The organism is Duganella sp. GW821-FHT07F09 (assembly GCF_059418705.1).
Window position 1 is genome coordinate 55,430 of sequence record NZ_JBWKQJ010000018.1, and the last position, 23,878, is coordinate 79,307.

The window sequence follows — 23,878 nt, forward strand, 5'->3', positions numbered from 1 at the left end:
AAGGGAACATATGTCTAATGTAGCGATACGCAATCTGCAAATTGAGCTGGGCGGCACCAAGGTCATTGAATCGCTCAATCTCGACGTCAAGGCCGGCGAGTTCGTGGTGCTGCTCGGGCCTTCCGGTTGCGGCAAATCGACGCTGTTGCACAGCATTGCCGGCCTGATCGACACCACCTCCGGCCAGATCGAAATCGGTGGCAAGGACATGACCTGGGCCGATCCCAAGGATCGCGGCATCGCGCTGGTGTTCCAGTCGTACGCGCTGTATCCCACCATGAACGTCGAGAACAACATGTCGTTCGGCCTGCGCATCAGCGGCACGCCCAAGGCGGAGATCGCGCGGCGGGTGTCGCGCGCTTCCGACATGCTGCAGCTCGGGCCTCTGCTCAAGCGCAAGCCGGCCAACCTGTCCGGCGGCCAGCGGCAGCGCGTGGCCATCGGCCGCGCCATCGTGCGCGAGGCCGACGTGATGCTGTTCGACGAGCCCTTGTCCAATCTGGACGCCAAGCTGCGCACGGAGCTGCGGCGCGAACTCAAACAGCTGCACAAGCAGCTGGGCGCGACGATGATCTACGTCACCCACGACCAGGTCGAGGCGATGACCCTGGCGCAGCGCATGGCCGTGATGAAGGGCGGGGTGGTGCAGCAGTTCGACACGCCCGCCAACATCTACAACGAGCCGGCCAATCTGTTCGTCGCCACCTTCCTCGGTTCGCCCGGCATGAACCTGTTCCGGGGCCGGCTGGAACAGCATGGCGGCCGCACCTTGTTCCGCAACGAGCACCTGGCCGTCGATGTGACGGACTATCCGTTCAGCCAGCCGCCGGTCGGCACGCGCGACTGCGTGCTGGGCGTGCGGCCGGAGGACATCGATGTCGGCAACGGCGACGGCGCCGGGACAGTTGTCAGCGCCACCGTGTCGCTGGTGGAAGCCATGGGCGCGCACCGCGTGTTGTGGCTGGACTTCCACGGCACCCAGGTGGCCGGCATCGTGCAGGACCAACAGCAAATCGATGGCGACAAGGACGTCGACTTCTCGATCCGTACCAAACGACTTTCCCTGTTTGACGGAGCCAGCGAGCAGCGGCTCTAAGACGGCAATCGCCGCGTAGCACAGCGATGTAGTTATCAGGGCCGCCACGGCAGGCCCGCCGCATCCCTGCGTCCTGCGGTGGAACCGGTTCCACTCGTGCGTATTCGCCGTCAGAGCGATGCACGACCACTCAACCGATGGAAGAAGTGAGGAAGACAAAATGAAGAAAACGATACTGGCGCTGAGCATCGCGCAAATAGCGCAACTGGCGCTGACGGGCGGCGCGGCGATGGCGCAGCAGGTGGCTGCGGCCAACGGCGGCGACATCGAAAAAATCATTGTCACGGCGACCCGCCGCGACACCCTGGTGCAGGACACGCCGTTGGCCATCACCGCCTACACCCAGGACACGCTGGCCAACAATCAGGTCAAGGACCTGGCGTCGATGACGGCGATGGTGCCCAGCCTCGTCGTCGAGCCGCACAGCGACTCCGGCGGCGTCCACGTGTACATGCGCGGCGTCGGCTCGGCCAACCACACGGAGCTGGGCGACCCGGCGGTGGCGTTCTACGTCGACGGCATTTACGTCGCGCGTCCGCAGGGCGCGACGGCGCTGATGTACGACTTGAGCCACGTCGAGGTGGCGCGTGGTCCGCAGGGCACGCTCAATGGCCGCAATTCGACCGCCGGCGCCGTCAACCTGATCTCCGGCGCGCCCAACCCGAACAAGATGTTCGGCTCGGCCGGCATCACGGTGGGCGACTATCACCGCATCCAGACCCAGGGCATGATCAACATTCCGCTGAGCGACGATATCGCGCTGCGCATCGCCGCCATCCAGGACCGGCGCGACGGCTACGTCGATTTCCGCAAGGGCTCCAACGTGGCGCCGGGCACGCGCAAATACGGCGCCGGCGACCAGAAGGGCGCGCGCGCCTCGCTGCTGTGGCGCTTCACGCCGGACCTGAAGGCCACCTTCATCGCCGATTATTACAGCGACACCGGCGCCGGCAACATCTATCTTGCGGCCGAGCCGGCACCCGGACAGGACCTGCGCTCGGCGCTGATCGACACCCCCGGCGCGCTTGATCAATCCATCATCACCGGCAAGGCCAAGGTGCAATGGCGGCCGTTCGACGGCATCGAGACGCAGTACCTGGGTTCCTGGAGCCGTTTGAAGCGCACCAACGCCAGCGACGCCGACGCCGGGTTCTACCCTGGCTTCAAGGCCGAAAACCGCACCGAATGGGGCCAGTTCGACAGTCTGTCGAACGAGCTGCAGGTGCGTTCCGATTCGGAGTCCGCGTTGCAATGGGTGGGCGGCCTGTTCTTCTTCAAGGAGAAGAACAAGATTCGCTTCGACATCGACCGCAGCCAGATTTCGCAGGCGATGCTGGAGCAGGACATCGCCAGCGGCAACGTGATCTTCGTGCAGCCGACCGTGGGCCAGTACGCGTCGGCCATGTCTTTCATCCAGGGCGATCGTCAACTGCATTCGAAGGCCGCTTTCGCGCAGGCCAGCTACGATATCGATCCGTTGTGGAAGCTGACCGCCGGCGCGCGTTACACCAAGGACCACAAGTACGATATCGGCGGCCAGAACTGGGCCTGCCCGAACTGGCCGGACAATCCGCCGCGCGGCACCGTCAACCTGACGCCGGGCCAGATCGCGCAGCTGGTCACGCCGGGCACCGGCACCATCAACACACACAACATCGGGCCGGGCGGGGTGGTCAACCAGGCCACCTGCGGCAACACCTACGGCGACAACACGGCCGATCTGGCGTACGGCCAGGCGACGTGGCTGGGCCGCGTGGAATACAAGGTCACCAAGGACATCCTGACCTTCGCCTCGGTGACGACCGGCTTCCATTCGCCGGCCATCGGCGACGGCGGCGCCACCACCAAGCCGGAAAAGCTGACCAGCTACGAGATCGGCTTCAAGTCCGACCTGTTCGACCGCAAGCTGACGCTCAACCTGGACGCCTTCTGGATGACCTACAAGGACAAGCTGGAGTCGCAGGTGGTCAACAACACGCTGCAGAACTTCAACGCGGCCGGGGCATCGGTGAAGGGCGTCGAGGCGGAATGGAACTTCCGTCCCACCCGCGTCGACCGCTTCAGCGGCAACGCCACCTGGCTCAAGGCGCGCTATGACGACTTCCTGTCGTGCGACGTCGACGCCGCGCGCGCCAACGGCCAGTCCTGCGGCACCACCGCGCCGACGGTCAACGTCGGCGGCAGCGTGCTGAAACACGCGCCGACCTTCGCCACCACGCTGATGTACGAGCGCGATTTCGACATCGGCAAGGGGCGCCTTACGCCGCGCGTGTCGGCCCACTACGAGACCGAGTCGTTCGTCGGTTCCGGCGCCTTCAACAACGATGTGCCGGGCCATCCCGGCGTCAAGCAGCAGCAGGCTTACACCACCCTGGATTTGAGCCTGCGTTTCGAGCCGCGCAACAAGGCTTACACGGCCGAGCTGTTCGTCAACAACGCCACCGACAGGGAAGTCAAATACGACGCGGTGGAAGTCTGCACCCAGGTCGGCGCGCCGTGCCAGCCCACCCAGCAGATATGGGCGGCGTACTACAACAACCCGCGCACGATAGGCGCGCGGGTGTCGATGAAGTTCTAACGCAGGTGGTTTAAAGGAGGGGGTTTAACACAGGGGAGTCTCCGTGGTCTTGGGCCGGCAGCGATGCCGGCCTTTTTTTAAGACCTCGACAGATCCGCGACCGAGCCGCGCACCGACACCGTGACCGGAAAATCGCGGGCGATGACATGCCCGGTGCCATAGCATTGATTGAGCAGCCAGCGCACGGCGTTCTGCGTCAGCTGCTGCATTGGTATGTGCACCGACGTCAAGCCGGGCGAGGAGTATTCGGCCGAATAGTCGTCGTCGTAGCCGACGATGGACACCTCGTCCGGCACGCTGACGCCGGCGCGGTGGAAGGCCGCCATCGCGCCGACGGCCATTTCATCGTTGGCGCAGAACAGGCCGGTGAACCGATGGCTTTCCTCGCCGGCGCGGCGCGCCTCGATCAGGCGGCGCGTGGCGCTGAAACCGCCTTCGCGGGAGAAATCCGATTCGATCAGCTGCACGGCGAAGCGCCCGATGCCATGGCGCTCCAGCTCCTCGAAGAAGCCCTCGATGCGGGCCTGGTTGTCCGAAGTGCCGGCCGGGCCGGAGATCACGGCCAGTTGGCGGTGGCCGGCGTCGAACAGGGTGCGCGCCGCCAGCGCGCCGCCGTGACGGTGGTCGGGGCAGAACGAGGCTTCCTCCAGCTGCGCGTTGTGGCGGTTGAGGAAGGCCAGCTTGGGATGCATTTTGCGCAGCGCCAGCATGTCCTCGTCGTGCAGGTCGTGGCCCAGCACGACGATGCCGTCGCAATCGCGGCCGATCAGGAACTTGACCGCTTCGATCGCCTCGTCGCGCGGCGTGCCGTCGCCGCAGCCGGTGGCCACCACCACGTGGCGGCGCACCGCGCGCAGTTCGATGTCGGTCTGTTTGAGGATGGTGCCGTAGTACGCGCCGAAGAACGATGGCACGTAGATGCCGATGATGCCCAGCGATTGGGCGGACAGCGAGCGGCCGATGGAGGAGGGGCGGAAATTGAGCTGCTCGATCGCCGCCTGGACCTTCTTCATCGACTCGGCGGACACGGGGCCGGCGCCCGAGATGGCGCGCGATGCCGTCGACATGCCCACGCCGGCCAGCATTGCGACGTCTTTCAGCGTTGCCACACGTTCTCCCGAGCTTAGTAATCTATTTGGTGAAGCGCTATCCTAGCATGATCTCCCTATGAGAATAGGGTATAATCGTCGATTGCTCGTAATTTTCATGGCGCATTTAGCAACCCCAGGCAACCTATCATGCAATCGCAACCACTCTCCCGTATCACCAAGCCCGCCGCCGCCAGCACCTCCGTGACGGGTGCCGCACCGAAGGTCGGCTTCGTCTCGCTCGGCTGCCCCAAGGCGCTGGTCGACTCCGAACAGATCCTCACCCAGCTGCGTGCCGAAGGCTACGAGACGGCCAAGTCGTATGATGGCGCCGATCTGGTGATCGTCAACACCTGCGGCTTTATCGACGCCGCCGTGCAGGAATCGCTCGACGCCATCGGCGAAGCGCTGGCCGAAAATGGCCGGGTGATCGTGACCGGCTGCCTGGGCGCGAAAAAAGACGCCGCCGGCGACGACATCATCATGAAGGTGCACCCGAAGGTGCTGGCCGTGACCGGCCCGCACGCGCTGGCCGAGGTGATGGACTCGGTCCACTTCCACCTGCCCAAGCCGCACGAGCCGTTCATCGACCTGGTGCCGGCGCAGGGCATCAAGCTGACGCCGAAGCACTACGCCTACCTGAAAATCTCGGAAGGCTGCAACCACCGCTGCAGCTTCTGCATCATTCCGTCGATGCGCGGCGACCTGGTGTCGCGTCCCATCGCGGACCTGATGCTGGAGGCGGAAAACCTGTTCAAGTCGGGCGTGAAGGAACTGCTGGTGATCTCGCAGGACACCTCCGCCTACGGCGTCGACGTCAAGTTCCGCACCGGCTTCTGGAACGGCCGTCCGCTCAAGACGCACATGACGCAACTGACCGAAGCGCTGGGCGAGCTGGCCAAGTCGTACGGCGCCTGGGTGCGCCTGCACTACGTTTATCCGTACCCGCACGTCGACCAGGTCATCCCGATGATGGGCGACGGCCATATCCTGCCTTACCTGGATATCCCGATGCAGCACGCGCATCCCGACGTGTTGAAGCGCATGAAGCGCCCGGCCAGCGGCGAGAAAAACCTCGACCGCATCCAGGCATGGCGCAAGATGAATCCGGACCTGACGATCCGCTCGACCTTCATCGCCGGCTTCCCGGGCGAGACCGACGCCGAATTCGAGTACCTGCTGGACTTCCTGAAGGAGGCGCAGATCGACCGCCTGGGGTGCTTCGCCTACTCGCCGGTCGAAGGCGCCACCGCCAACGAACTGGCCAATCCGGTGCCGGAAGAGCTGCGCGAAGAGCGCCGCGGCCGCGTGATGCTGTTGCAGGAAGAGATTTCGAAGAACCGCCTGAAGGCCAAGGTCGGAAAGACCGTGCGCGTGTTGATCGATGAAGTCAACCGCAGCGGCGGCATCGGCCGCTCCAGCGCCGACGCGCCGGAAATCGACGGCGTCGTGTACGTCAAACCGCCGTACGAGCCGCACAAGAAGCTGGTGGTCGGCCAGTTCATCGACGTCAAGATCACCACCTCCGACGCCCACGACCTGTGGGGCGAGGCGCAGTAATCAGCATGAAGGCGGACCCGCTGTGGTCCGCCTTTTTTTTTCACCGGCTTATGTATTGAGACATGACGATCAAAAAATCGCAGCAAACGGCACTGATCCACTCCGACTACCGGGCGCCGGGAGGTTTCGCCGCGTTCCCCAGCGCGATCCATCACGCCTCGACGGTGCTGTTCGAGAACGTCGCCGCCATGCGCTCCGGCGACTGGAAAGATAAGAACGCCTATACCTACGGCCTGCACGGCACGCCGACCACCTTCACGCTGGAGGCGCGCCTGGCCGAAATCGAGGACGGCAAGCATTGCCTGCTGGCGCCGAGCGGCCTGGCGGCCATCGCCATGGTCGATTTCGCGCTGCTCAAGGCCGGCGACGACGTGCTGCTGCCAGATAACGTCTACAACCCGAATCGGGAACTGGGACGCTGGCTGTCGGTCGATTTCGGCATCACCGCGCGCTATTACGACCCGCTGATCGGCGCCGGCATCGCCGCGCTGATCCAGCCCAACACAAAGCTGATCTGGACCGAGGCGCCGGGATCGGTGTCGATGGAGGTCCCGGACCTGCCGGCCATTTGCGCGGCGGCTCGCGCGCGCGGCGTGCTGGTCGCGCTGGACAACACCTGGTCGGCGGGCCTGGCGCTGCGCGGCTTCGATCTGGGCGTCGACATCATCATGCAGGCGCTGACCAAGTACCAGTCCGGCGGCTCGGATGTGCTGATGGGCGCCGTCATCACGCGCGACGCCGCGCTCAATGAGCGTTTGAGCATGGCGCATATGCGGCTCGGCATGGGCGTGGGCGCGGATGACGCCTATCTGGTGCTGCGCGGCCTGCCGACCATGCGCCTGCGCTTCGACGCCCACGACGCGGCGGCGCGCAAGCTGGCGGCGTGGCTGCAGGCGCGTCCCGAGATCGCCCGGGTGCTGCATCCGGCATTTACGGATTGTCCGGGCCACGACATCTGGAAGCGCGATTTCAGCGGGGCGGGGGGCTTGTTCTCGGTGCTGTTCGATCCCCGCTTCACGGAAGAACAGACCGATCGCTTCGTCGACGCGCTGGAACTCTTCAAGATCGGTTACAGCTGGGGCGGCGCCAACAGCCTGGTGATGCCGTATCGGATACAACACATGCGCAAGGACTGGAACGACCGGGGTATTCTTGTGCGCTTCAACGTCGGCCTCGAAGATGTCAACGATTTGATCGCGGATATCGAACGCGCGATGGGAGCAATGCAGTGAGCCGTTTTTGGAGCGACATCGTTCACGGACTGACGCCGTACACGCCGGGCGAGCAGGTGCGCATGCCCAACCTGATTAAATTGAACACCAACGAGAATCCCTACGGCCCCTCGCCGAAGGCGGTGGCGGCGATGCGGGCAGCCGTGGGCGACTCGCTGCGGCTGTACTCCGATCCCGCCAGCACGGCGGTCAAGGATGCCGTGGCCACCCGCTTCGGCCTGACGCGCGCGCAGGTCTTCGTCGGCAACAGCTCGGACGAGGTGCTGGCGCATACCTTCCACGCGCTGCTCAAGCACGACAAGCCGCTGCTTTGCCCGGACATCAGCTACAGCTTTTATCCGACCTATTGCAGCCTGTATGGCATCGAAGCGCGCCAGGTGCCGCTGAACGCGCAATTCGAGATCGACGTCGCCGACTACGCGCAGCCGTGCGGCGCGATCATCATCGCCAATCCGAACGCGCCGACCGGCATCGCGCTGCCGCTGGAGCGGATCGAGGCGCTGCTGGCAGCGCATCCGGACCAGGTGGTCGTGATCGACGAAGCCTATGTGGACTTCGGCGCCGACAGCGCCATCGCGCTGCTGGACCGTTACGACAATCTGCTGGTGGTGCAGACCTTGTCCAAATCGCGTTCGCTGGCGGGCCTGCGGGTCGGCTTCGCGGTCGGGCATCCGGATTTGATCGCCGGACTCGAGCGGGTGAAGAACAGCTTTAACTGCTACCCGCTGGGGCAGGTGGCGCAGGCCGGCGCGGTGGCGGCGATCGAGGACGCGGCGTACATGGAGCAGACCTCCCAGGCCATCATCGCCACGCGCGCGTGGCTGACGGCGCGCATGGTGGGGCTGGGGTTCGAGGTGCTGCCCTCGCATGCCAACTTCATCTTCGCCCGCCATCCGCGGCACGACGGCGCGGCCATCGCGGCGGCGCTGCGCGAGCGCGCCATCCTGGTGCGGCATTTTAAACAGCCGCGCATCGACCAGTTCCTGCGGATCTCGATCGGTACCGATCAAGAGTGCGCCGCGTTGGTCGACGCGTTGACGCCGATCGTACGCTGACCACCCCGGGCGGCGCCAGGCCGCCCGGATCGATTTCCGCCACCGGAGCCGCCAGCTCCGGCACCCATCTTCCACTTCCGAAAACCGCCTTTCCCGGGCCGCAAAGCGGCCGCCATCACGTGCCCAAAAGAAATTGTATTCCAATTGTATCAATTGACCTAGTTTCAGAAACAATAGGAAATAATTAATTTATTGACCGGGGTAAACTAAACTGTTTTAATGCCGCAGTGAATTTATTTTGTTAATTTGGCAGTTCTCAAATGATTAAGTTTTTTGAGAAACGCTCTCTGAGGCGCGGCGGAACATGCATCCTGACATGGCATTACGTATGATGGCGGACGTCTTTTTGACCGGCCTTTTGGTCTGTGCGCCCGTGCTGGGATTGACCATGCTGGTCGGCCTGTTGATCAGCGTGGTACAGGTGATCACCCAGGTCCAGGAAATGTCGCTGACCTTCGTCCCCAAGCTGCTGACCGCCGGCGCCACGCTGATTTTCTTCGGCCCGTGGATGCTGCGCAAACTGACGCAGTTCGCGGTCCAGCTGTGGTCCGGCATCCCGTCGATGTTCTGACCGGATGAGCATGCCAGCGAGTTTGTCCACCTACGCCATGCAGGCGCCGTACGCGGGCCACCTGGTGCCCCCGGCCTTGGGCGCGGCGCTGCTGGTGTCGGTGCGCGTGGCCGCCGTGTTCCTGATGACGCCCATCCTGTACGGCATCACCATGCCGGCCGTGGTGCGGGCGATGCTGGTGCTCGGCCTGTCGCTGTCGATCGGCGCCGGCCTGGCGTCGCCGCCGGCCCCGATGGCCGACGGCGACCTGGCGCTGGCGATGTTCGGCGAGGCCGCGCTCGGCGCCGTGATGGCGCTGGGGGTGTTGCTGGCCTTCGCCGCGTTCTCTGCCGCCGGGCGCCTGCTCGACGTCCAGATCGGCTTCGGCATGCCGCAGGTGCTCGATCCGGTGACGCACCGCCAACTGCCTATCCTGAACAGCCTGTTCGACCAGTTGGCGGTGGTGGTGTTTTTCGTCGCCAACGGCCACCATGCGCTGCTGCGCGGCATCGCCTACAGCCTGGAGCGCTTTCCGCCGGGCCGCCCGTGGCCGCTGGGGGCGATGCTGCCGGAGGTGACGCGGCAGTTGGCCGGACTGTTCACGCTCGGCTTCGCGCTGGCCGCGCCGGTGGTGTTTTGCATCCTGCTGACCGAGATCGCGCTGGGCATCCTGTCGCGCAGCATGCCGCAAATGAATATGTTCGCCATGGGGATACCGGTCAAGATCGTCGTCGGCCTGGCCGCGCTGGTCTGGTGGCAGGCCGGCATCGGCGCCGTCATGATGCGCGCCTACGCCTCCATCTACGCCGGCTGGAGCGCGCTGTTCCAGGCGGCTTCGCCGGCGGCGGGGGGCTGATGGCCGAACAGGACATGGACCGCAGCGAAGCTGCCAGTCCCTATAAATTGCAAAAGGCGCGCGAGCGCGGCGAAGCGTCGAAAAGCGCGGACATCGTTTCGGCGCTGGTGTTGACGGTGGCGCTGGCCTATGTCTACTGGCGCGGCTGGGAAACGCTGCGCGGCCAGATCGCCTTCGACCGCGCGCTGCTGCAAATGGCCGGTCAGGTGCGCCTCGACCATGCCACCTTCTGGCATCTGGCCTCGCACATGGGCGGCCACTTCCTGGCGCTGCTCGGGCCGTTCTTCGCGACCCTGATGCTGGGGGCGGTGCTGGCCAACCTGGTGCAGACCGGACCGATGTTGTCCTTCCATCCCGTCAAACCGGACTGGGACCGCCTCAACCCGGCCGGCGGCATGAAGAAGCTCGTCTCGATGCGCACCCTGTTCGACGCGCTGCGCACCGTGATCAAGATGGTGCTGCTGGTGCTGGTGGTGTATTACGCGCTGCGCGATTTGTCGCGCCAGCAGTTTTTCATGCTGTCGGCGCTGTCTCCGCGCGGCTATCTGCGGGCGCTGCTGGAGGATTTCTCTGCGCTGGGCATGAAGCTGGCGCTGGCGCTGGCCGTGCTGGCCGTGGTCGACCTGCTGTACCGGGGCCGCCAGTTCGCCCAGCGCATGCGCATGAGCCGGCGCGAGCTCAAGGACGAGGTGAAAAACCGCGACGGCGATCCACGCATCCGCTCGCGCCTGCGCCAGCTGCGCCGCGAGATGCTCAAGCGCAGCCAGTCGGCCCAGCGCACCCGCGAGGCCGATGTGCTGATCACCAACCCGACCCACGTCGCCATCGCGCTGCGCTACGTGCACGGCGAAATGGCCTCGCCGCAATTGCTGGCCAAGGGCGCCGGCGTCATGGCGGCGGCGATGCGCCAGGTGGCGGCGCGCCACGACATTCCGATCGTGCAGAACCGCAAGCTGGCGCGCCAGCTGTTCCGCGAGATGGAGCTGGAGCAGTACGTGCCGCCCAGCCTGTACGCCGACGTCGCCCGCATCATCGTCTGGGTGTTCGCCATGCGCACGGCGCGCCAGGCGGGGACGCGGCCATGACCTTCCTCGCGCGTTATTTCGGCCGCCACAGCGACGTGGCCATCGTGCTGCTGGTGCTGGGCGTGTTGGTGGTGCTGTTCGCGCCGATCCCGTCGAGCGTGCTCGACTTCCTGATCCTGAGCAATTTCAGCTTCGGCTTCCTGATCCTGCTGCTGACGTTTTATATGGCGCGGCCGGTGGAGTTTTCCACCTTCCCGTCGCTGCTGCTGATCGCCACCCTGTTCCGGCTGTCGCTCAACGTCGCCGCCACGCGCCTGATCCTGTCCGACGGCGACGCCGGCAAGGTGATCGCCGCGATCGGCTCCTACGTGGTCGGCGGCAACTACGTGATCGGCCTGATCGTGTTCCTGATCCTGATCGTGGTGCAGTACGTGGTGGTGACGTCCGGGGCGCAGCGCGTGTCCGAGGTGGCGGCGCGCTTCACCCTGGACAGCATGCCGGGCCAGCAGATGAGCATCGACGCCGACCTCAACATGGGCTTCATCGACCAGGCCGAGGCCCAGCGGCGCCGCAAGAACGTCGAAAAAGAGGCCGCCTTCTACGGCGCCATGGACGGTGCCAGCAAATTCGTCAAGGGCGACGCCATCGCCGGCATCATCATCCTGCTCATCGACATCATCGGCGGGCTGGTGATCGGCGTCATGCAGCATTCCATGTCGTGGGGCCAGGCCCTGCAGACCTACACGCTGCTGACCATCGGCGACGGCATCGTCACCCAGGTGCCGGCGCTGGTGATCGCCGTCGGCACCGGCATCATCGTCACGCGCTCGGCCTCGGACGGCAACCTGAGCCAGGAGGTGCTGCGCCAGATCGTCTCCTATCCCAAGACGCTGCTGATGGTGGCGGCCGCGCTGTGCGGTTTGATGTTCCTGCCCGGTATGCCCGTGTTGCCCACCCTGTTCCTGCTGGCCGGCGTGCTGCTTGTGGCCTGGCTGGCCTATCGCGGCGCGGCCGAGGCCGCCGCCGCCGCCGGCGACAGGGAGGACGAGCAGGCGGGCGCGGACGGACAGCCGGACAGCGACGATCCCTACGCCAGCCTGCCGGTCGAGCCGATCGAGGTGCACATTGGCAGTCACTGGGCGCCGCTGGTGGGCCACCCGGACGGCGCCTTCGTCGAGCGCATCGCCGCCTTCCGCAAGCTGCACGCGCAGGAATTCGGCCTGGTGCTGCCGCGCGTGCGCTTCAAGGAATCGGCGCGGCTGGCGCCGGAACGCTACGAGATCTACCTCGACGGCGCGCTCACGGCCAAGGGCGAGGCGCGCGCCGACCGCATCCTGGCGATCCATCCGGCCGGCGACCTGCGGGCCATCCCGGGCGAGGCCACGCGCGACCCCACCTACGGCCTGCCGGCGCTGTGGATCGAGGAGGACCAGCGCGAGCTGGCCATCGTGGCCAACTACACGCTGGTCGACGCCCAGACCGTGTTCATCACCCATTTGACCGAGGTGCTGCGGCGCGAGAGCGCGGTACTGCTGACCCGCGCCGAGACCGACCGCATCCTGGCGCGCGCGCGCCAGAGCCAGCCGGGCCTGGTGGAGGAGTTGATTCCGACCGTGCTGGCCGTGAGCGACGTGCAAAAGGTGCTGCAGCATTTGCTGCGCGAAAAGGTCTCGATCCGCCATATCGAGGCCATCCTCGAGACGCTGGCCGACGCCGGACGCCACAACAAGGACGTGCTGCACCTGACCGAGCTGGTGCGCCACCGCCTGGGCCAGGCGATCTGCCAGGGCCTGCTGGGCGACACCAGCGCGCTGCAGGTCATGACGCTCGATCCGGCCATCGAAAGCCAGTTCCTGCAGGGCCTGATCGCCTTGCGCAATCCGGGCGGCGGCCAGATGCTCGATCCGCGCCTGACCGAACAGTTTGTCGCGCGGCTGGTGCAGAGCGCGGAGAAAATGATGAAGAGCAATTTGCTGCCGGTGCTGCTGTGCTCGCCGGAACTGCGGCGCCACCTGCGCACCTTGTCCGAGCGCGTCATGCCGCATCTGCGCATCCTGTCGATGGCCGAAGTGCCGCAGAACATCGAGCTGAAATCCTTCGGCGTCGTCACGCTGTAACGCCCACCTAGAAAGCGAGTCCCCCATGCAGGAAGTCTTTGCCATCGGATTGCATAGCATGCACCAGGATATGAACGGCCTGGACCGCATCGCCATGAATCTGACCAACGCCGCCACGCCCGGCTACCAGCGCGCGGTGTCGCTCCAGCGGCCGTTCGCCACGCTGGTGGCGGGCCAGCTGGCGCCGGCCGACGCGGTGCTCGCCGGCATCGACGGCGAGCTGGCCGCGCGCGCGCCGGTGCCTGAAATTATCAACGATGTTCGCCCCGGCACGCTCAAAGCGACCGGCAACGCGCTCGACCTGGCGCTGGCCGGGCCCGGTTACTTCGAGATCGCCACCGCCGACGGCCCGGCCTACACGCGCCAGGGCGACTTCCAGGTCGACGCGCGTGGCCGCCTGGTGACGGCGCAGGGCGACCCCGTGATGGGCAAGGGCGGCGAGGTGTTCCTGGCCGGCGACCGGCCGCGTATCGACGCCGCCGGCAATGTCAGCGAGCCTGGCGCCGAGTCCGGCACCAACGTCACCGTCGGCCAGCTCAAGATCGTCCGCTTCGACGACGGCGCCCACATGCCGCGCCTGGGGAACGGCTTGCTTGCGCCATCCGGCCCGGCCACGGTGATGGACGACGCCGACATCGCGCTGCGCCAGTCCTACCTGGAAAACGCCAACGTCAGTTCGATGCGGGAAATGGTGGAACTGATGCAAACCATGCGCCATTTCGAGTCGATGCAGCGGGTGGTGCAGGGCTACGACGAAATGCTGGGCACCGCCATCCGCAAGCTCGGCGACGCCTGACGATCAACCCTGGAGGACAGCAACCATGAATGACGCGTTTTATATCGGCGCCACCGGCATGCAGGCGCAGCAGCTCAATGTCGACACCATCGCCAACAACCTGGTCAACGCCAACACCAACGCTTTCAAAAAGGCGCGCGTGAGCTTCACCGACCTGGTGGCCAGCGGCGCTCCCGCGCCGGCCGCCGGCGGCGACCCCGGCTTGTTGCGCGCCCTGCAGAAGGTCGGCGCCGGTGTCGGCGTGGTCAACACCAGCCGCCAGTTCGACGCCGGCGATTTGAAGAAAACCGGCGTCCCGCTCGACGTCGCGATCCAGGGCGACGGCTTCCTCGAGGTCGCCATGCCCGACGGCAGCAAGGCCTATACCCGTGGCGGCTCGCTCAAGGTCAACCGCGACGGCTTGCTGGCCACCGAGGCCGGCTACCCGCTCAAACCGGCGATCGCCGTGCCCGACGCCATGCAATCGATCAACATCGGCACCGACGGCCGGGTGCAGATCACCGTCGCCGGCCAGGACGCGCCGCTCGACGCCGGCCAGCTCGAGCTGGTGCGCTTCGCCTATCCGGGGCAGTTGAGCGCCCAGGGCGACAACCTGTACCGCGCCACCGACGCCTCCGGCGCGGCGCTGGCCGGCGACGGCGCCGGCCAGCTGGCGCAAGGCTTCGTGGAGACCTCCAACGTCAAGATGGTCGATGAAATGACCAACCTGATGTTGGCGCAGCGCGCCTATGAATCGAGCCTGAAGATCGTGCAAGCCTCCGACGAAATGATGGGGCTGGTCAACAACATGCGCAAATAAGACACGCCGCCATGCCGCTCCACCCGAACCCCACCCCGACCCTGGCCGCGCGCGCCGCCGGGGCCGCCGTCCTCGCCGTCTTCGCCGTGGCGGCGCCGGCCGCGTGCGCCGTGGCGGCGCCGTCGCTGAGCGTCGCGCTGGCGCCGGTGGCGACGGTCGGCCCGGCGCCGGTGCTGCTGGGCGACGTGGCCACCCTGGACGGCGCCGACGCCGCCGCCGTCGAGCGCCTGCGCCGCCTGCCGCTGGGCGAGGCGCCCGCCGCCGGCGCCGCCGTGACCTTGTCGCGCCGCGACATCGAACGCTGGATCCGCGCCCGCAGCGGCCTGGCGGCCGGCCGGATCGCCTGGACCGGCGGCACCGCGACAGAGGTGCGCGGCGCCGTCGGCGGGCCGGCGGTGGCGGCGCAATGGCGGCCGCTGGCGCGGCAAGCCCTGTTGGCCTGGCTGGCGCGCTGGAGCGACCATCCCGGCGTGGCCGACGCCGAACCGGAAGGGGCCGACGGATCGGACGCGCCGGCGCTGCCGCCGGGCCCGCTGGAGGCGCGCGTGCGGCCGCTGCCCGAAGGGCAGTCGCCGGCGCCGCGCATGCAGGTCTGGATCGAATTGTGGCGCGCGGGCCGCTTCGTGCGCGCGCTGCCGCTGCGTTTCGCGGTCACGGCGCCGGCGCCGGCGCTGTTGGCGCGCCATCCGTTGGCGGCGGGCAGCCGTCCGCTGGCGGCCGATTTCGAGCGCGGCCAGGTCGACCTGGCCGCGCTCGGGCACCGCCTGCCGGCCGCCGGCGCGGCCGATCCCTGGGCGGCGCTGGCCGACGGCGTGCGACTGAGGCGGGCGCTGCCGGCCGGCGCCGCGCTCGACGCGGTCAACAGCGAGCCGGCGCCGCCGGTCTGCAACGGCGACCTGGTGCGCCTGTCGCTGACCGCCGGGCCGGTGGCGCTGGCGCGGCCGGCGCGCGCGCTGCAGGACGGCCTGCTGGGGCAGAGGATCGCCGTCCGCGCCCCCGGGGCCACCCATTCCATCATGGCGCGCGTCACCGGCGCCGGTACAGTCGAGGTTGAATAACATGAACGCACACCGCTCCGCATTGCTGCCGGGACTATTGCTGCTGGGACTACTGCTGCCGGGCGCCGGCGCCGGCGCCGACAGCTTGTACCGCGAGGGCGCCTACCATGCCCCGGCGGCCGACAACAAGGCGCACCGGGTCGGCGACCTGATCACCATCCAGGTGTTCGAGAACGCCAGCGCCACCACCAGCTCGGACACCGGCACGCGCCGCAAGAACGGCCTGAGCGCGGGCTTCAGCCACGGCGACCTCGGCGGCAAACAATTCACGCTCAGCGCCGGCGGCGATTTCGACGGCGGCGGCCACACCCAGCGCAGCAACCGCTTCCTGACCACGCTCACGGTGAGCGTGAGCGCGGTCGCGCCCAACGGCGACCTGCTGGTCGGCGGCGAGCAGATGCTCACCATCAACGACGAGCAGCAAAAGGTCAACCTGCAGGGCCGCGTGCGACCGGCCGACATCAGCGACGGCAACGTGGTGCTGTCGACCCGCCTGGCCGACGCCCGCATCACCTACCTCGGCGAGGGCGACCTGAGCGAGCGCCAGCGGCGCAGCTGGTGGCGCGGCCTGCTCGACTGGATGGGCCTGTGAGCGGCGCACGCCCGGCCCGGTTCGGCGGCGCACTGGCGGCGCTGGCGGCGCTGCTGTGCTGTTGCGCGGCCGGCGCGGCGGTCCCGCGCGCGGCCGCCGACACCGGCGACGCCATCCGCGTCAAGGACCTCGGCCATGTGCAGGGCTGGCGCGACAACGCCCTGATCGGCTACGGCATCGTCACCGGCCTGGCCGGCACCGGCGACGCGTCGGGCAACCGGGTCACGCGCCAGGCGCTGGCCAACGCGCTGACCCAGTTCAATCTGACGGTGCCGCCGGAGCAGGTGCAAAGCCGCAACGTCGCGGTGGTGATGGTGTCGGCCACGTTGTCGCCGTTCGCGCGCGAGGGCGACGCGCTCGACATCACCGTCACCTCGGCCGGCGACGCCCGCAGCCTGGTCGGCGGCAGCCTGTTGCAGACGCCGCTCAAGGGACCCGACGGCCGCATCTACGCGCTGGCCCAGGGCCAGCTGTCGGTGGGCGGCTACCGCTACGACGCCAACGGCAACGTGGTGCAGAAGAACCACGCGACGTCGGGCTCGGTGCCGGGCGGCGCCGTCGTCGAGGTCGGCGTGGACGCCCATGTGCTGCAGGGCGGCGAGCACGTCACCTTCGTGCTGGCCGAGGCCGACTACACCACCGCCGCCCGCGTGGCCGCCGCCATCAACCAGCAATTCGGCGGCGCCCCGGCGCGCGCGCGCGACGCCGCCGGCATCGACATCACGGTACCGCCCGAGCAGCGGCCGGCGCTGGTCGAGTTCCTGGCCCGCGTCGAGAACGTCATGGTCGAGCCGGACCGGCGCGCGCGGGTGGTGATCAACGAGCGCACCGGCACCCTGGTGGCCGGCGGCGACGTGCGCATCGCGCGGGTGGCCATCTCCCAGGGCGACCTGAAACTGACGATCAGCAACGACAACAGCGCCTCCCAGCCCTACGTGATCGGCCGCGCCGGCGCCGGCGTGCGCACCGCCATCGTCACCAACACCCGGGTCGAGGTGGAGGAGCCGACCGGCGCCGGCTATGTCGGCGCGGCCGGCACGGTGGGCGACCTGGTGCAGGCCCTGGCCAAGCTCAAGACCAGCACCCGCGACATCATTTCCATCCTGCGCGCGATCAAGGCGGCCGGCGCCCTGCATGCCGAGCTGATCGTTCAATAACCCCACGGAGACACCATGATCGCATCCATCGACGCCGCCACCAACGCCAGCCTGCTGCTGGCGCTGGACGCGGCCAGCCTGCGCCAGCAGGCCATCGCCACCAACATCGCCAACGCCAACAGCGTCGGCTACACGCGCCAGCGCGTCAGCTTCGAGGACCAGCTGGGCGAGGCGCGCCGCGCGCTGGCCGCCGACGGCAGCGTCGACCTGTTCGGCCTGCGGGACGTGGCGCCGCGCCTGGTGCCGGCCGCATCCCCCGGCGGCGCGCCGCAGCCGGTGCGGCTGGACGTGGAAATGGCCGACCTGTCGCGCAACACCGTGCACTACCAGACCTTGCTCAAGGCGCTGTCGCGCCATTACGCCATCCTGGCCACCGCCATCGGCGACGGCAAACGCTAAGCCATCCAACCGCATCACCACCGGAGCCATTTCATGGACTACAACCAAACCTTCGCCATCAGCGCCGCCGGCATGCAGCTGGAACGCACCCGCGTCGACGTCGCCGCGCTCAACCTGGCCAACGCCAACACCGTGGTCGGGGCGGGCGGCCAGGGCTACCAGCCGATGCGGGTGCTGGCGCGCCACGCCGGCGCCGCCGGCGCGCCGTTCGCCAGCATGCTGGGCCTGGACGGGGCCGCGCTCAACGCCGCCGGCAGCGTGGTCGAGGTCGAGCCGGCCGACGTGGCGCCGCGCGAGGTGTACGAACCGGGCCATCCGCTGGCCAACGCGCGCGGCATGGTCGCCTACGCCGGGGTCGACACGGCGGCCGAGATGACCACCATCATGAGCGCGATGCGCTCCTACGAGGCCAACGTGGCGGCGCTGAACGCGGCGCGCAGCATGGCCTTGAAAACCCTCGACATCGGCGCCTGAGGATGGGGATCGACAGCATGGGTATCGAAAACATCGCGGCCATCGTGCCGCCGTCGCTGGCGCCCACCATGGCGATCACGCCGCCGGGACTGCCGGGCGCGGGTGCGGCGGCGCCGGCCGGCTTCGGGCAACTGGTCACCGACGGGCTGGACGGCGTCAACCGCTCGCTGGCGTCGGCGCAGGCCGGGGTGCAGTCGCTCGCGCTCGGCAATCCGGTCAATCTGCACCAGGTGATGATCAACCTGGAGGAAAGCCGGTTGTCGTTCCAGCTGATGATGCAGGTGCGCAACCGGCTGCTGGAGGCCTACCAGGATGTGATGCGGATGCAGGTGTAGCGCCGCGCGCGCGGTAGGGACGGGTGTTGGACGATCGATCACGGGTGGAGAACATAGTGTTGAATGGTTTTTGGAACAATTTGGGCAAGGGCGCGCGGGTCGGCCTGGTGGCCGGCGCGCTGCTGATCGTCGGCGTCACGGCGGTGGCCGGGTATAGTCTGCTGAAGACCGATTACCGGGTGCTGTTCGCCGACCTGTCGCCGCAGGACAGCGCCGCCATGGTGGCCGAGCTCGAGCGCATGAAAACGCCGTACCAGCTCGGCGAGAACGGCACCACCATCCTGGTCGACAAGGAGGCCGTGCACAAGCTGCGCCTGAAGGTCATGGGCAAGGAGTTGCCGCTGCACGGCGCGGTCGGCTTCGAGCTGTTCAACAACACCGATTTCGGCATGACCGAGTTCGCCCAGAAGATCAACTACCAGCGCGCCGTCCAGGGCGAGCTGACCCGCACCATCCTGGCGCTGGCCGAGATCCGCGACGTGCGCGTGCACCTGGCGATACCGGAGCAGGGGCTGTTCAAGCAGCCCGGCAACCGCCCCAAGGCCGCCATCAACGTCACCCTGCGCCAGGGCGAGATGCTGCGCAAGGAGCAGATCGGCGGCATTCAGCGGCTGGTGTCGGCGGCGGTGCCGGGCATGGCGGTGCAGGACGTGACGATCGTCGACCAGCACGGCGTGGCGTTGACGCGGGCGCCGTCGGAGGCGGACGGCGACAGCGTCGCCGGCAACCAGCTCGACCTGAAAAAAGAAACCGAGCAGTATCTGTCGCACAAGGTCGCCGAGGTGCTCGACAAGACCTTCGGCGCCGGCCAGAGCGTGGCCAGCGTCGACGTCAGCCTGAACATGGACCAGGTGCGTTCGACGCAGGAGAGCGTGGTGGCGCCGCCGGGCAAAAGCGGCCAGGCGCAGACCGGGGTGCTGGTGCGCGAACGCGAAAGCGTGCACGAGGGCGCGGCGCCGCTCGACCTGAAGGCGGCCGAGACGGCGGGCGCGGCCAAGGCCGGCAGTTCCCAGCATGAACTCGATTACCAGGTGGGACGGCGGGTGGAGCAGGTGGTCGGCCAGCCCGGCTCGATCCAGCGGCTGCGGGTGGTGGCGATCGTCTACAAATCGCTCAGCCTCGACCAGATCGACCAGGTGCGCCGCATCGTCGCCAGCGCCGCCGGCCTGTCCGAGCAGCGCGGCGACACGGTCGAGGTGCAAAGCCTCGACGGGCTGGCCGCGCCGCCGGTGGTCCAGGTCGAAGCGGCCTTGACGGACGACGTCCCGGCCGCCGCGGCAACCGGCGCCGGGGCGGCCGCGGCGCATGCCGGCCCGGCGCCGGTGTTGGTGAGCCTGGGGCTGCTGCTGGCGCTGAGCGTGGCCGGCCTGTCGATCCTGGTGGCGCGCAGTCGCCGCGCGCCGTCGCCCGCGTCGCTGACGCCGGCCCAGCGGCAGCTGGCGCTCGAGCAGGTCAGGCAGTGGCTGCGCCAGCCGCGCGAAGCGGAGGACGGCCTGTGAGCACGGCCGACCACGGCCGTCGCCGGGCGGCGCTGACCTTGCACGCGATGACGGCGGCGGACCGCCGCTGGCTGCTGTCGCAGCTGGAGGCGGAGCAGCGCGCGCCGCTCGAAACGCTGCTGGCGGAACTGGCCGAGCTGGGCATCCCCGCCGATCCGGCCCTGCTGGAACGGGCGCTGCGCGACGGCGGGACGCCGGCCGGCATCCATGGCACGCCCGACGCCGACGTCGAGCGCGCCTTGCGGCTGGCCGATCCCGCGCACATGGCGCAACTGCTGCAACATGAACCGGACCAGCTGGTGGCGCGCTTGCTGCTGGCGGCCGACTGGCCGTGGCAGGCGGACATGCTGGCGCATTGCGATGTGCGCCAGCGTCAGCGCGTGGTCGCCAGCCTGCACCGGTTGCGCCTGAACGGGGCGGCCCCGGCGCCCAGGCTGCGGGCCGCGCTGATCGAGACCGTGTCGCGCCGGCTGGCCGCCGCGCCGGCGCCGGCGCCGGTGGCGCCGGCGGGCCCTGCGCGCGCAGGCGGACGCTGGTTCCGGGGGGCGTCCACATGAGCGGCGTCTTCGAATTCGACGGGCCGGGCGCCGTGCTGCGCGAGGTCACACTGACGGCGCAGCCGCACCTGCTGCGGCGGCCTGCCGCGCCGGGCCACGCGGACGGCGCCGGCGGTGGGGCGGCGTCGGCGCGCCCGCCGGCCGCAGTCGTCGGCGCCGCGCCGACCCCTGTCGCGCCCGATCCCCGCGAGCAATACCGGCTGGGCCATGCCCAGGGCGTGATCGACGGCCGGCTGGCCGAGCGCGAGGCCGCGGCGGCGGCCGCCACCGACGCCGGCTACCAGCAGGGTTTGCGGCAGGGCCTGCTGCAGGGCCGGGCCGATGCCGAGAAGGCCGCGCGCGCCGAGGTGGCGCAGCGCCTGTCCGCGCTCGACACCTTGTTGCGCGCCTTGCCGGCGCAACTGGACGCCCGCCTGGACGACGCCGAGGAGGATCTGATCGCCTTGTGCTACGAGGTGGTGTGCCGCGTCGCCGGCGCCGACGCCGCCACGCCCGAGGGCCTGGGCCGGCTGGTGCGGCAGGCGTCGACAAGTCTGCGCGCCCAGCGCGCGCTGACCTTGCTGCTGCATCCGCGCGACGTCGCCATGCTGCGCGACGATCCTGACGGCGCCGCCTGGCTGCGCGACGCCGCCTGGCCCGACGGCATCGAACTGGTGGCCGACGGCCGGGTGGCGGTGGGTGGCGCCATCGTGCGCGGCCGGCACGGCAGCCTCGACGCCCGGCTGGAAACCCAGCTCGGCCTGCTCAAGGACATGTTGCTGCGCCAGCGCGGCAACGCCGACGGCGCCGGGGTGGACGCATGAAGCTGCTGGAAGCGTGCCGCCTCGCATTGCGCGACACCGAGCTGGTGCGGCGCATCGGCCACGTGCGCCAGATCACCGGGCTGGCGATCGAATCGGAGGGCCCGGAGGCGGCCGTCGGCGAGTTGTGCAGCATCGCCGTCGATCGCCCCGGCGCGCCGCCGGTGCTGGCCGAGGTGGTCGGCGTCAAGGGCACGCTCGTCATCCTGATGCCCTACGGCCCGGTCGACGGGCTGGCCGCCGGCTGCGAGGTCACGGCGCAAGGCGGGCGCGGGCGCATCGGCGTGGGCGAGCAGTTGCTGGGCAGGGTGATCGACGGCTTCGGCGCGCCGCTCGACGGCCGCCCGCCGCCGGCGCCCGGCGAGACGCGCCCGCTCAAGGCGGCGCCGATCAATCCGATGCAACGCCCGCGCATCGAGCGCGTGCTCGAAACGGGCGTGCGCGCCATCGACGCGCTGCTGACCGTCGGCCAGGGGCAGCGGGTCGGCATCTTCGCCGGCAGCGGAGTCGGCAAAAGTACCTTGCTGGGCATGGTGGTGCGCCACGTGGGGGCCGATATCCGGGTGATCGCCCTGATCGGCGAGCGCGGGCGCGAAGTGCGCGAGTTCATCGACAAACAGATCGGTCCCGAGGGCATGGCGCGTTCGGTGGTGGTGGTGGCGACGTCGGACCAGCCGGCGCTGGCGCGCCTGCGCGCGGCCTACGCGGCGCTGGCGATCGCCGAATATTTCCGCGACCAGGGCCACCAGGTGTTGCTGACGATGGATTCGATCACCCGCTTCGCCATGGCCCGGCGCGAGGTCGGGCTGGCGGCCGGCGAGCCGCCGACCGCGCGCGGCTACACGCCGTCGGTGTTTGCCGAGTTGCCGGAGCTGTGCGAGCGCTGCGGCACGGCGCCGTCGGGCGGGGCCATCACCGCGCTGCTGACGGTGCTGGTCGACGGCGACGACTTCAACGAGCCGATCTCGGACGCCTTGCGCGCCATCCTGGACGGCCACATCGTGCTGTCGCGCCAGTTGGCGCACAAGGGCCAGTATCCGGCCATCGACATCCTGCAAAGCGCCAGCCGGCTCATGCCGGACCTGGCCTCGGCCGACGAGCGCGCGCTGGCGCTGGCGGCGGTCGGCCACCTGGCGGTGCTAGAGCGCAATCGCCAGATGATCGACATCGGCGCCTACGAGGTCGGCGCCAGCGCCCAGATCGACCACGCGCTGGCGCTCGAGCCGGCGCTGCACGACTGGTTGCGGCAGCGGCAGGGCGGCGTGGCGCGCCGCGCCGCGCTGGACCAGTTGGCCGCTATTTTACGGACGGGGAGTTAAACCATGGGCACGATCGATACGAGGGGATTTCGTTACGCGCTGGAGCCGTTGCTGCGGCGCCAGCGCTGGCGGCTGGAGGCGCAACAGGCGCGCCTGGCAGCGCTGCTGGGGGAAATCGGGCGCGACGCCGACGCCCAGCGCGCGCTGGAGGAGGGCTGCGAGGCGCGCGCCGGCGCCGCCGCGCGGGCCTTGGCCGGGCGCATCGATCCGGCCGGCCACCAGCGCGAGCTGGCGTACCTGGCCCAGCTGCGCGGCGCCATCCTGGACGGCGCCGAACGGCTGGCGGAAAAACGGCGCCAGGGCGGGCAACTGCGCGCGCTGTGCATCGGTCTGCAGCGCCGCCTCGATCTGTTGGAGGAACATCGCGGCGTCGCCGCAGGCCTGTACGGCCAAGCCGAGCGCAATCGGCACAGCGCCGAGATGGACCGGGAATGGATCTCGCGAGGCGTGTGGCGGGCGCTGGCCGAAGCCGGGGTGGCGCCGTGAGGGCCGCGTGGGAACCGCTGCGCGGCGCGGACGCCGGGCCGGCCCCGGCGCCGCGCCAAGCGGGCGGCCTGGACGATGCGCAGGCGCAGGCGTTGCAGCGGGCGGCCTGGTTGCGGGCGATGGAGAAATCGCAGGTGGCCGGTTGGCTCGACCATGCCTTGCTGCCCGGCGCGGGGGCGGCGGCGGGCGTGCCGTCGGCCGCGCCACAATTGTTCGGCGCGGCGCACCACGATCTGCGGCCGCCGTACGCCGCGCCGGCCGCCGATGCCGATGGCGGCGTGCGCGCCGACGCCCGCACGCCGTCGGCCGGCGCGCCGGGCGGGAGGTCATCTGCCGCGACGGCGGACCGGTCGTCCGCCGTCGACGGCGCCGCCGATGCCGTGCGGCCGCCGGCGGCGGCGCGGGGGGGGGGGGGGGGGGGGGGGGGGGGGGGGGGGGGGGGGGGGTGGG

General features: G+C 68.9%; 23 protein-coding genes. 22 read left to right on the forward strand and 1 reads right to left on the reverse strand.

Annotated elements, in window-relative coordinates:
* The first annotated feature begins 10 nt into the window (after positions 1-10).
* Positions 11-1,096: an ABC transporter ATP-binding protein gene (locus AC07P1_RS31230; protein ID WP_494699490.1), complete on the forward strand. Its 1,086-nt coding sequence runs from the start codon at positions 11-13 to the stop codon at positions 1,094-1,096.
* A 160-nt stretch (positions 1,097-1,256) separates the two neighbouring features.
* On the forward strand, positions 1,257-3,674 hold the full coding sequence (locus AC07P1_RS31235; protein WP_494699491.1) for a TonB-dependent receptor: 2,418 nt from the start codon (positions 1,257-1,259) through the stop codon (positions 3,672-3,674).
* Positions 3,675-3,751: 77 nt separating this feature from the next.
* Here the strand turns inward: AC07P1_RS31235 and AC07P1_RS31240 are convergent, their stop codons facing one another.
* Positions 3,752-4,783 (reverse strand): LacI family DNA-binding transcriptional regulator, encoded by a 1,032-nt coding sequence (locus tag AC07P1_RS31240; protein ID WP_494699492.1) that lies wholly within the window; start codon positions 4,781-4,783, stop codon positions 3,752-3,754.
* Between the two features lie 129 nt (positions 4,784-4,912).
* On the opposite strand from AC07P1_RS31240, the gene rimO reads away from it, so the two are divergent.
* The 20 genes from rimO (at position 4,913) to AC07P1_RS31340 (ending at position 23,428) form a co-directional block, all read left to right on the forward strand.
* Entirely contained in the window at positions 4,913-6,322 is a 1,410-nt protein-coding gene (rimO, locus tag AC07P1_RS31245) for a 30S ribosomal protein S12 methylthiotransferase RimO (RefSeq protein WP_494699493.1), read from the forward strand.
* Positions 6,323-6,384: 62 nt separating this feature from the next.
* On the forward strand, positions 6,385-7,554 hold the full coding sequence (locus tag AC07P1_RS31250; protein ID WP_494699494.1) for a cystathionine beta-lyase: 1,170 nt from the start codon (positions 6,385-6,387) through the stop codon (positions 7,552-7,554).
* Entirely contained in the window at positions 7,551-8,609 is a 1,059-nt protein-coding gene (gene hisC, locus AC07P1_RS31255) for a histidinol-phosphate transaminase (RefSeq protein WP_494699495.1), read from the forward strand. The genes AC07P1_RS31250 and hisC overlap by 4 nt, the downstream gene beginning before the upstream one ends.
* Before the next feature lie 316 nt (positions 8,610-8,925).
* Complete coding sequence (locus tag AC07P1_RS31260) at positions 8,926-9,180, forward strand: flagellar biosynthetic protein FliQ (protein ID WP_494699496.1); 255 nt, start codon at positions 8,926-8,928, stop codon at positions 9,178-9,180.
* A 10-nt stretch (positions 9,181-9,190) separates the two neighbouring features.
* Positions 9,191-10,015, forward strand: a complete 825-nt coding sequence (locus AC07P1_RS31265) for a flagellar biosynthetic protein FliR (protein ID WP_494699497.1) — start codon at positions 9,191-9,193, stop codon at positions 10,013-10,015.
* Positions 10,015-11,100: an EscU/YscU/HrcU family type III secretion system export apparatus switch protein gene (locus AC07P1_RS31270; protein ID WP_494699498.1), complete on the forward strand. Its 1,086-nt coding sequence runs from the start codon at positions 10,015-10,017 to the stop codon at positions 11,098-11,100. The genes AC07P1_RS31265 and AC07P1_RS31270 overlap by 1 nt, the downstream gene beginning before the upstream one ends.
* Entirely contained in the window at positions 11,097-13,157 is a 2,061-nt protein-coding gene (flhA, locus tag AC07P1_RS31275; protein ID WP_494699499.1) for a flagellar biosynthesis protein FlhA, read from the forward strand. Before AC07P1_RS31270 ends, flhA begins: the two co-directional genes overlap by 4 nt.
* Positions 13,158-13,182: 25 nt before the next feature.
* Positions 13,183-13,953 (forward strand): flagellar hook-basal body protein, encoded by a 771-nt coding sequence (locus tag AC07P1_RS31280; protein ID WP_494699500.1) that lies wholly within the window; start codon positions 13,183-13,185, stop codon positions 13,951-13,953.
* Between the two features lie 25 nt (positions 13,954-13,978).
* On the forward strand, positions 13,979-14,752 hold the full coding sequence (flgG, locus tag AC07P1_RS31285; protein WP_494699501.1) for a flagellar basal-body rod protein FlgG: 774 nt from the start codon (positions 13,979-13,981) through the stop codon (positions 14,750-14,752).
* 11 nt (positions 14,753-14,763) lie between these two features.
* The gene (locus AC07P1_RS31290) at positions 14,764-15,810 is read left to right on the forward strand and encodes a flagella basal body P-ring formation protein FlgA (RefSeq protein ID WP_494699502.1); all 1,047 of its coding nucleotides are present in this window, start codon (positions 14,764-14,766) and stop codon (positions 15,808-15,810) included.
* Position 15,811: 1 nt separating this feature from the next.
* A complete protein-coding gene (locus AC07P1_RS31295) occupies positions 15,812-16,402 on the forward strand; it encodes a flagellar basal body L-ring protein FlgH (RefSeq protein WP_494699503.1) in 591 nt (196 codons plus the stop codon).
* Positions 16,399-17,559 (forward strand): flagellar basal body P-ring protein FlgI, encoded by a 1,161-nt coding sequence (locus AC07P1_RS31300; protein WP_494699504.1) that lies wholly within the window; start codon positions 16,399-16,401, stop codon positions 17,557-17,559. The genes AC07P1_RS31295 and AC07P1_RS31300 overlap by 4 nt, the downstream gene beginning before the upstream one ends.
* A gap of 15 nt (positions 17,560-17,574) precedes the next feature.
* Entirely contained in the window at positions 17,575-17,958 is a 384-nt protein-coding gene (locus tag AC07P1_RS31305) for a flagellar basal body rod protein FlgB (protein WP_494699505.1), read from the forward strand.
* 33 nt (positions 17,959-17,991) lie between these two features.
* Positions 17,992-18,432, forward strand: coding sequence for a flagellar basal body rod protein FlgC (gene flgC, locus AC07P1_RS31310; protein ID WP_494699506.1), 441 nt, complete (start codon positions 17,992-17,994; stop codon positions 18,430-18,432).
* Between the two features lie 17 nt (positions 18,433-18,449).
* Positions 18,450-18,767 carry a flagellar hook-basal body complex protein FliE gene (gene fliE / locus AC07P1_RS31315; RefSeq protein ID WP_494699507.1) on the forward strand — a complete coding sequence of 106 codons (318 nt, stop codon included), beginning with the start codon at positions 18,450-18,452 and terminating at the stop codon, positions 18,765-18,767.
* A gap of 56 nt (positions 18,768-18,823) precedes the next feature.
* Complete coding sequence (fliF, locus tag AC07P1_RS31320; RefSeq protein WP_494699508.1) at positions 18,824-20,266, forward strand: flagellar basal-body MS-ring/collar protein FliF; 1,443 nt, start codon at positions 18,824-18,826, stop codon at positions 20,264-20,266.
* Positions 20,263-20,823: a hypothetical protein gene (locus tag AC07P1_RS31325; RefSeq protein WP_494699509.1), complete on the forward strand. Its 561-nt coding sequence runs from the start codon at positions 20,263-20,265 to the stop codon at positions 20,821-20,823. Before fliF ends, AC07P1_RS31325 begins: the two co-directional genes overlap by 4 nt.
* Positions 20,820-21,626, forward strand: a complete 807-nt coding sequence (locus AC07P1_RS31330; RefSeq protein WP_494699510.1) for a FliH/SctL family protein — start codon at positions 20,820-20,822, stop codon at positions 21,624-21,626. Before AC07P1_RS31325 ends, AC07P1_RS31330 begins: the two co-directional genes overlap by 4 nt.
* Complete coding sequence (locus tag AC07P1_RS31335; RefSeq protein ID WP_494699511.1) at positions 21,623-22,942, forward strand: FliI/YscN family ATPase; 1,320 nt, start codon at positions 21,623-21,625, stop codon at positions 22,940-22,942. The genes AC07P1_RS31330 and AC07P1_RS31335 overlap by 4 nt, the downstream gene beginning before the upstream one ends.
* Positions 22,943-22,945: 3 nt before the next feature.
* Positions 22,946-23,428 (forward strand): hypothetical protein, encoded by a 483-nt coding sequence (locus AC07P1_RS31340; RefSeq protein ID WP_494699512.1) that lies wholly within the window; start codon positions 22,946-22,948, stop codon positions 23,426-23,428.
* Positions 23,429-23,878: the final 450 nt, after the last annotated feature.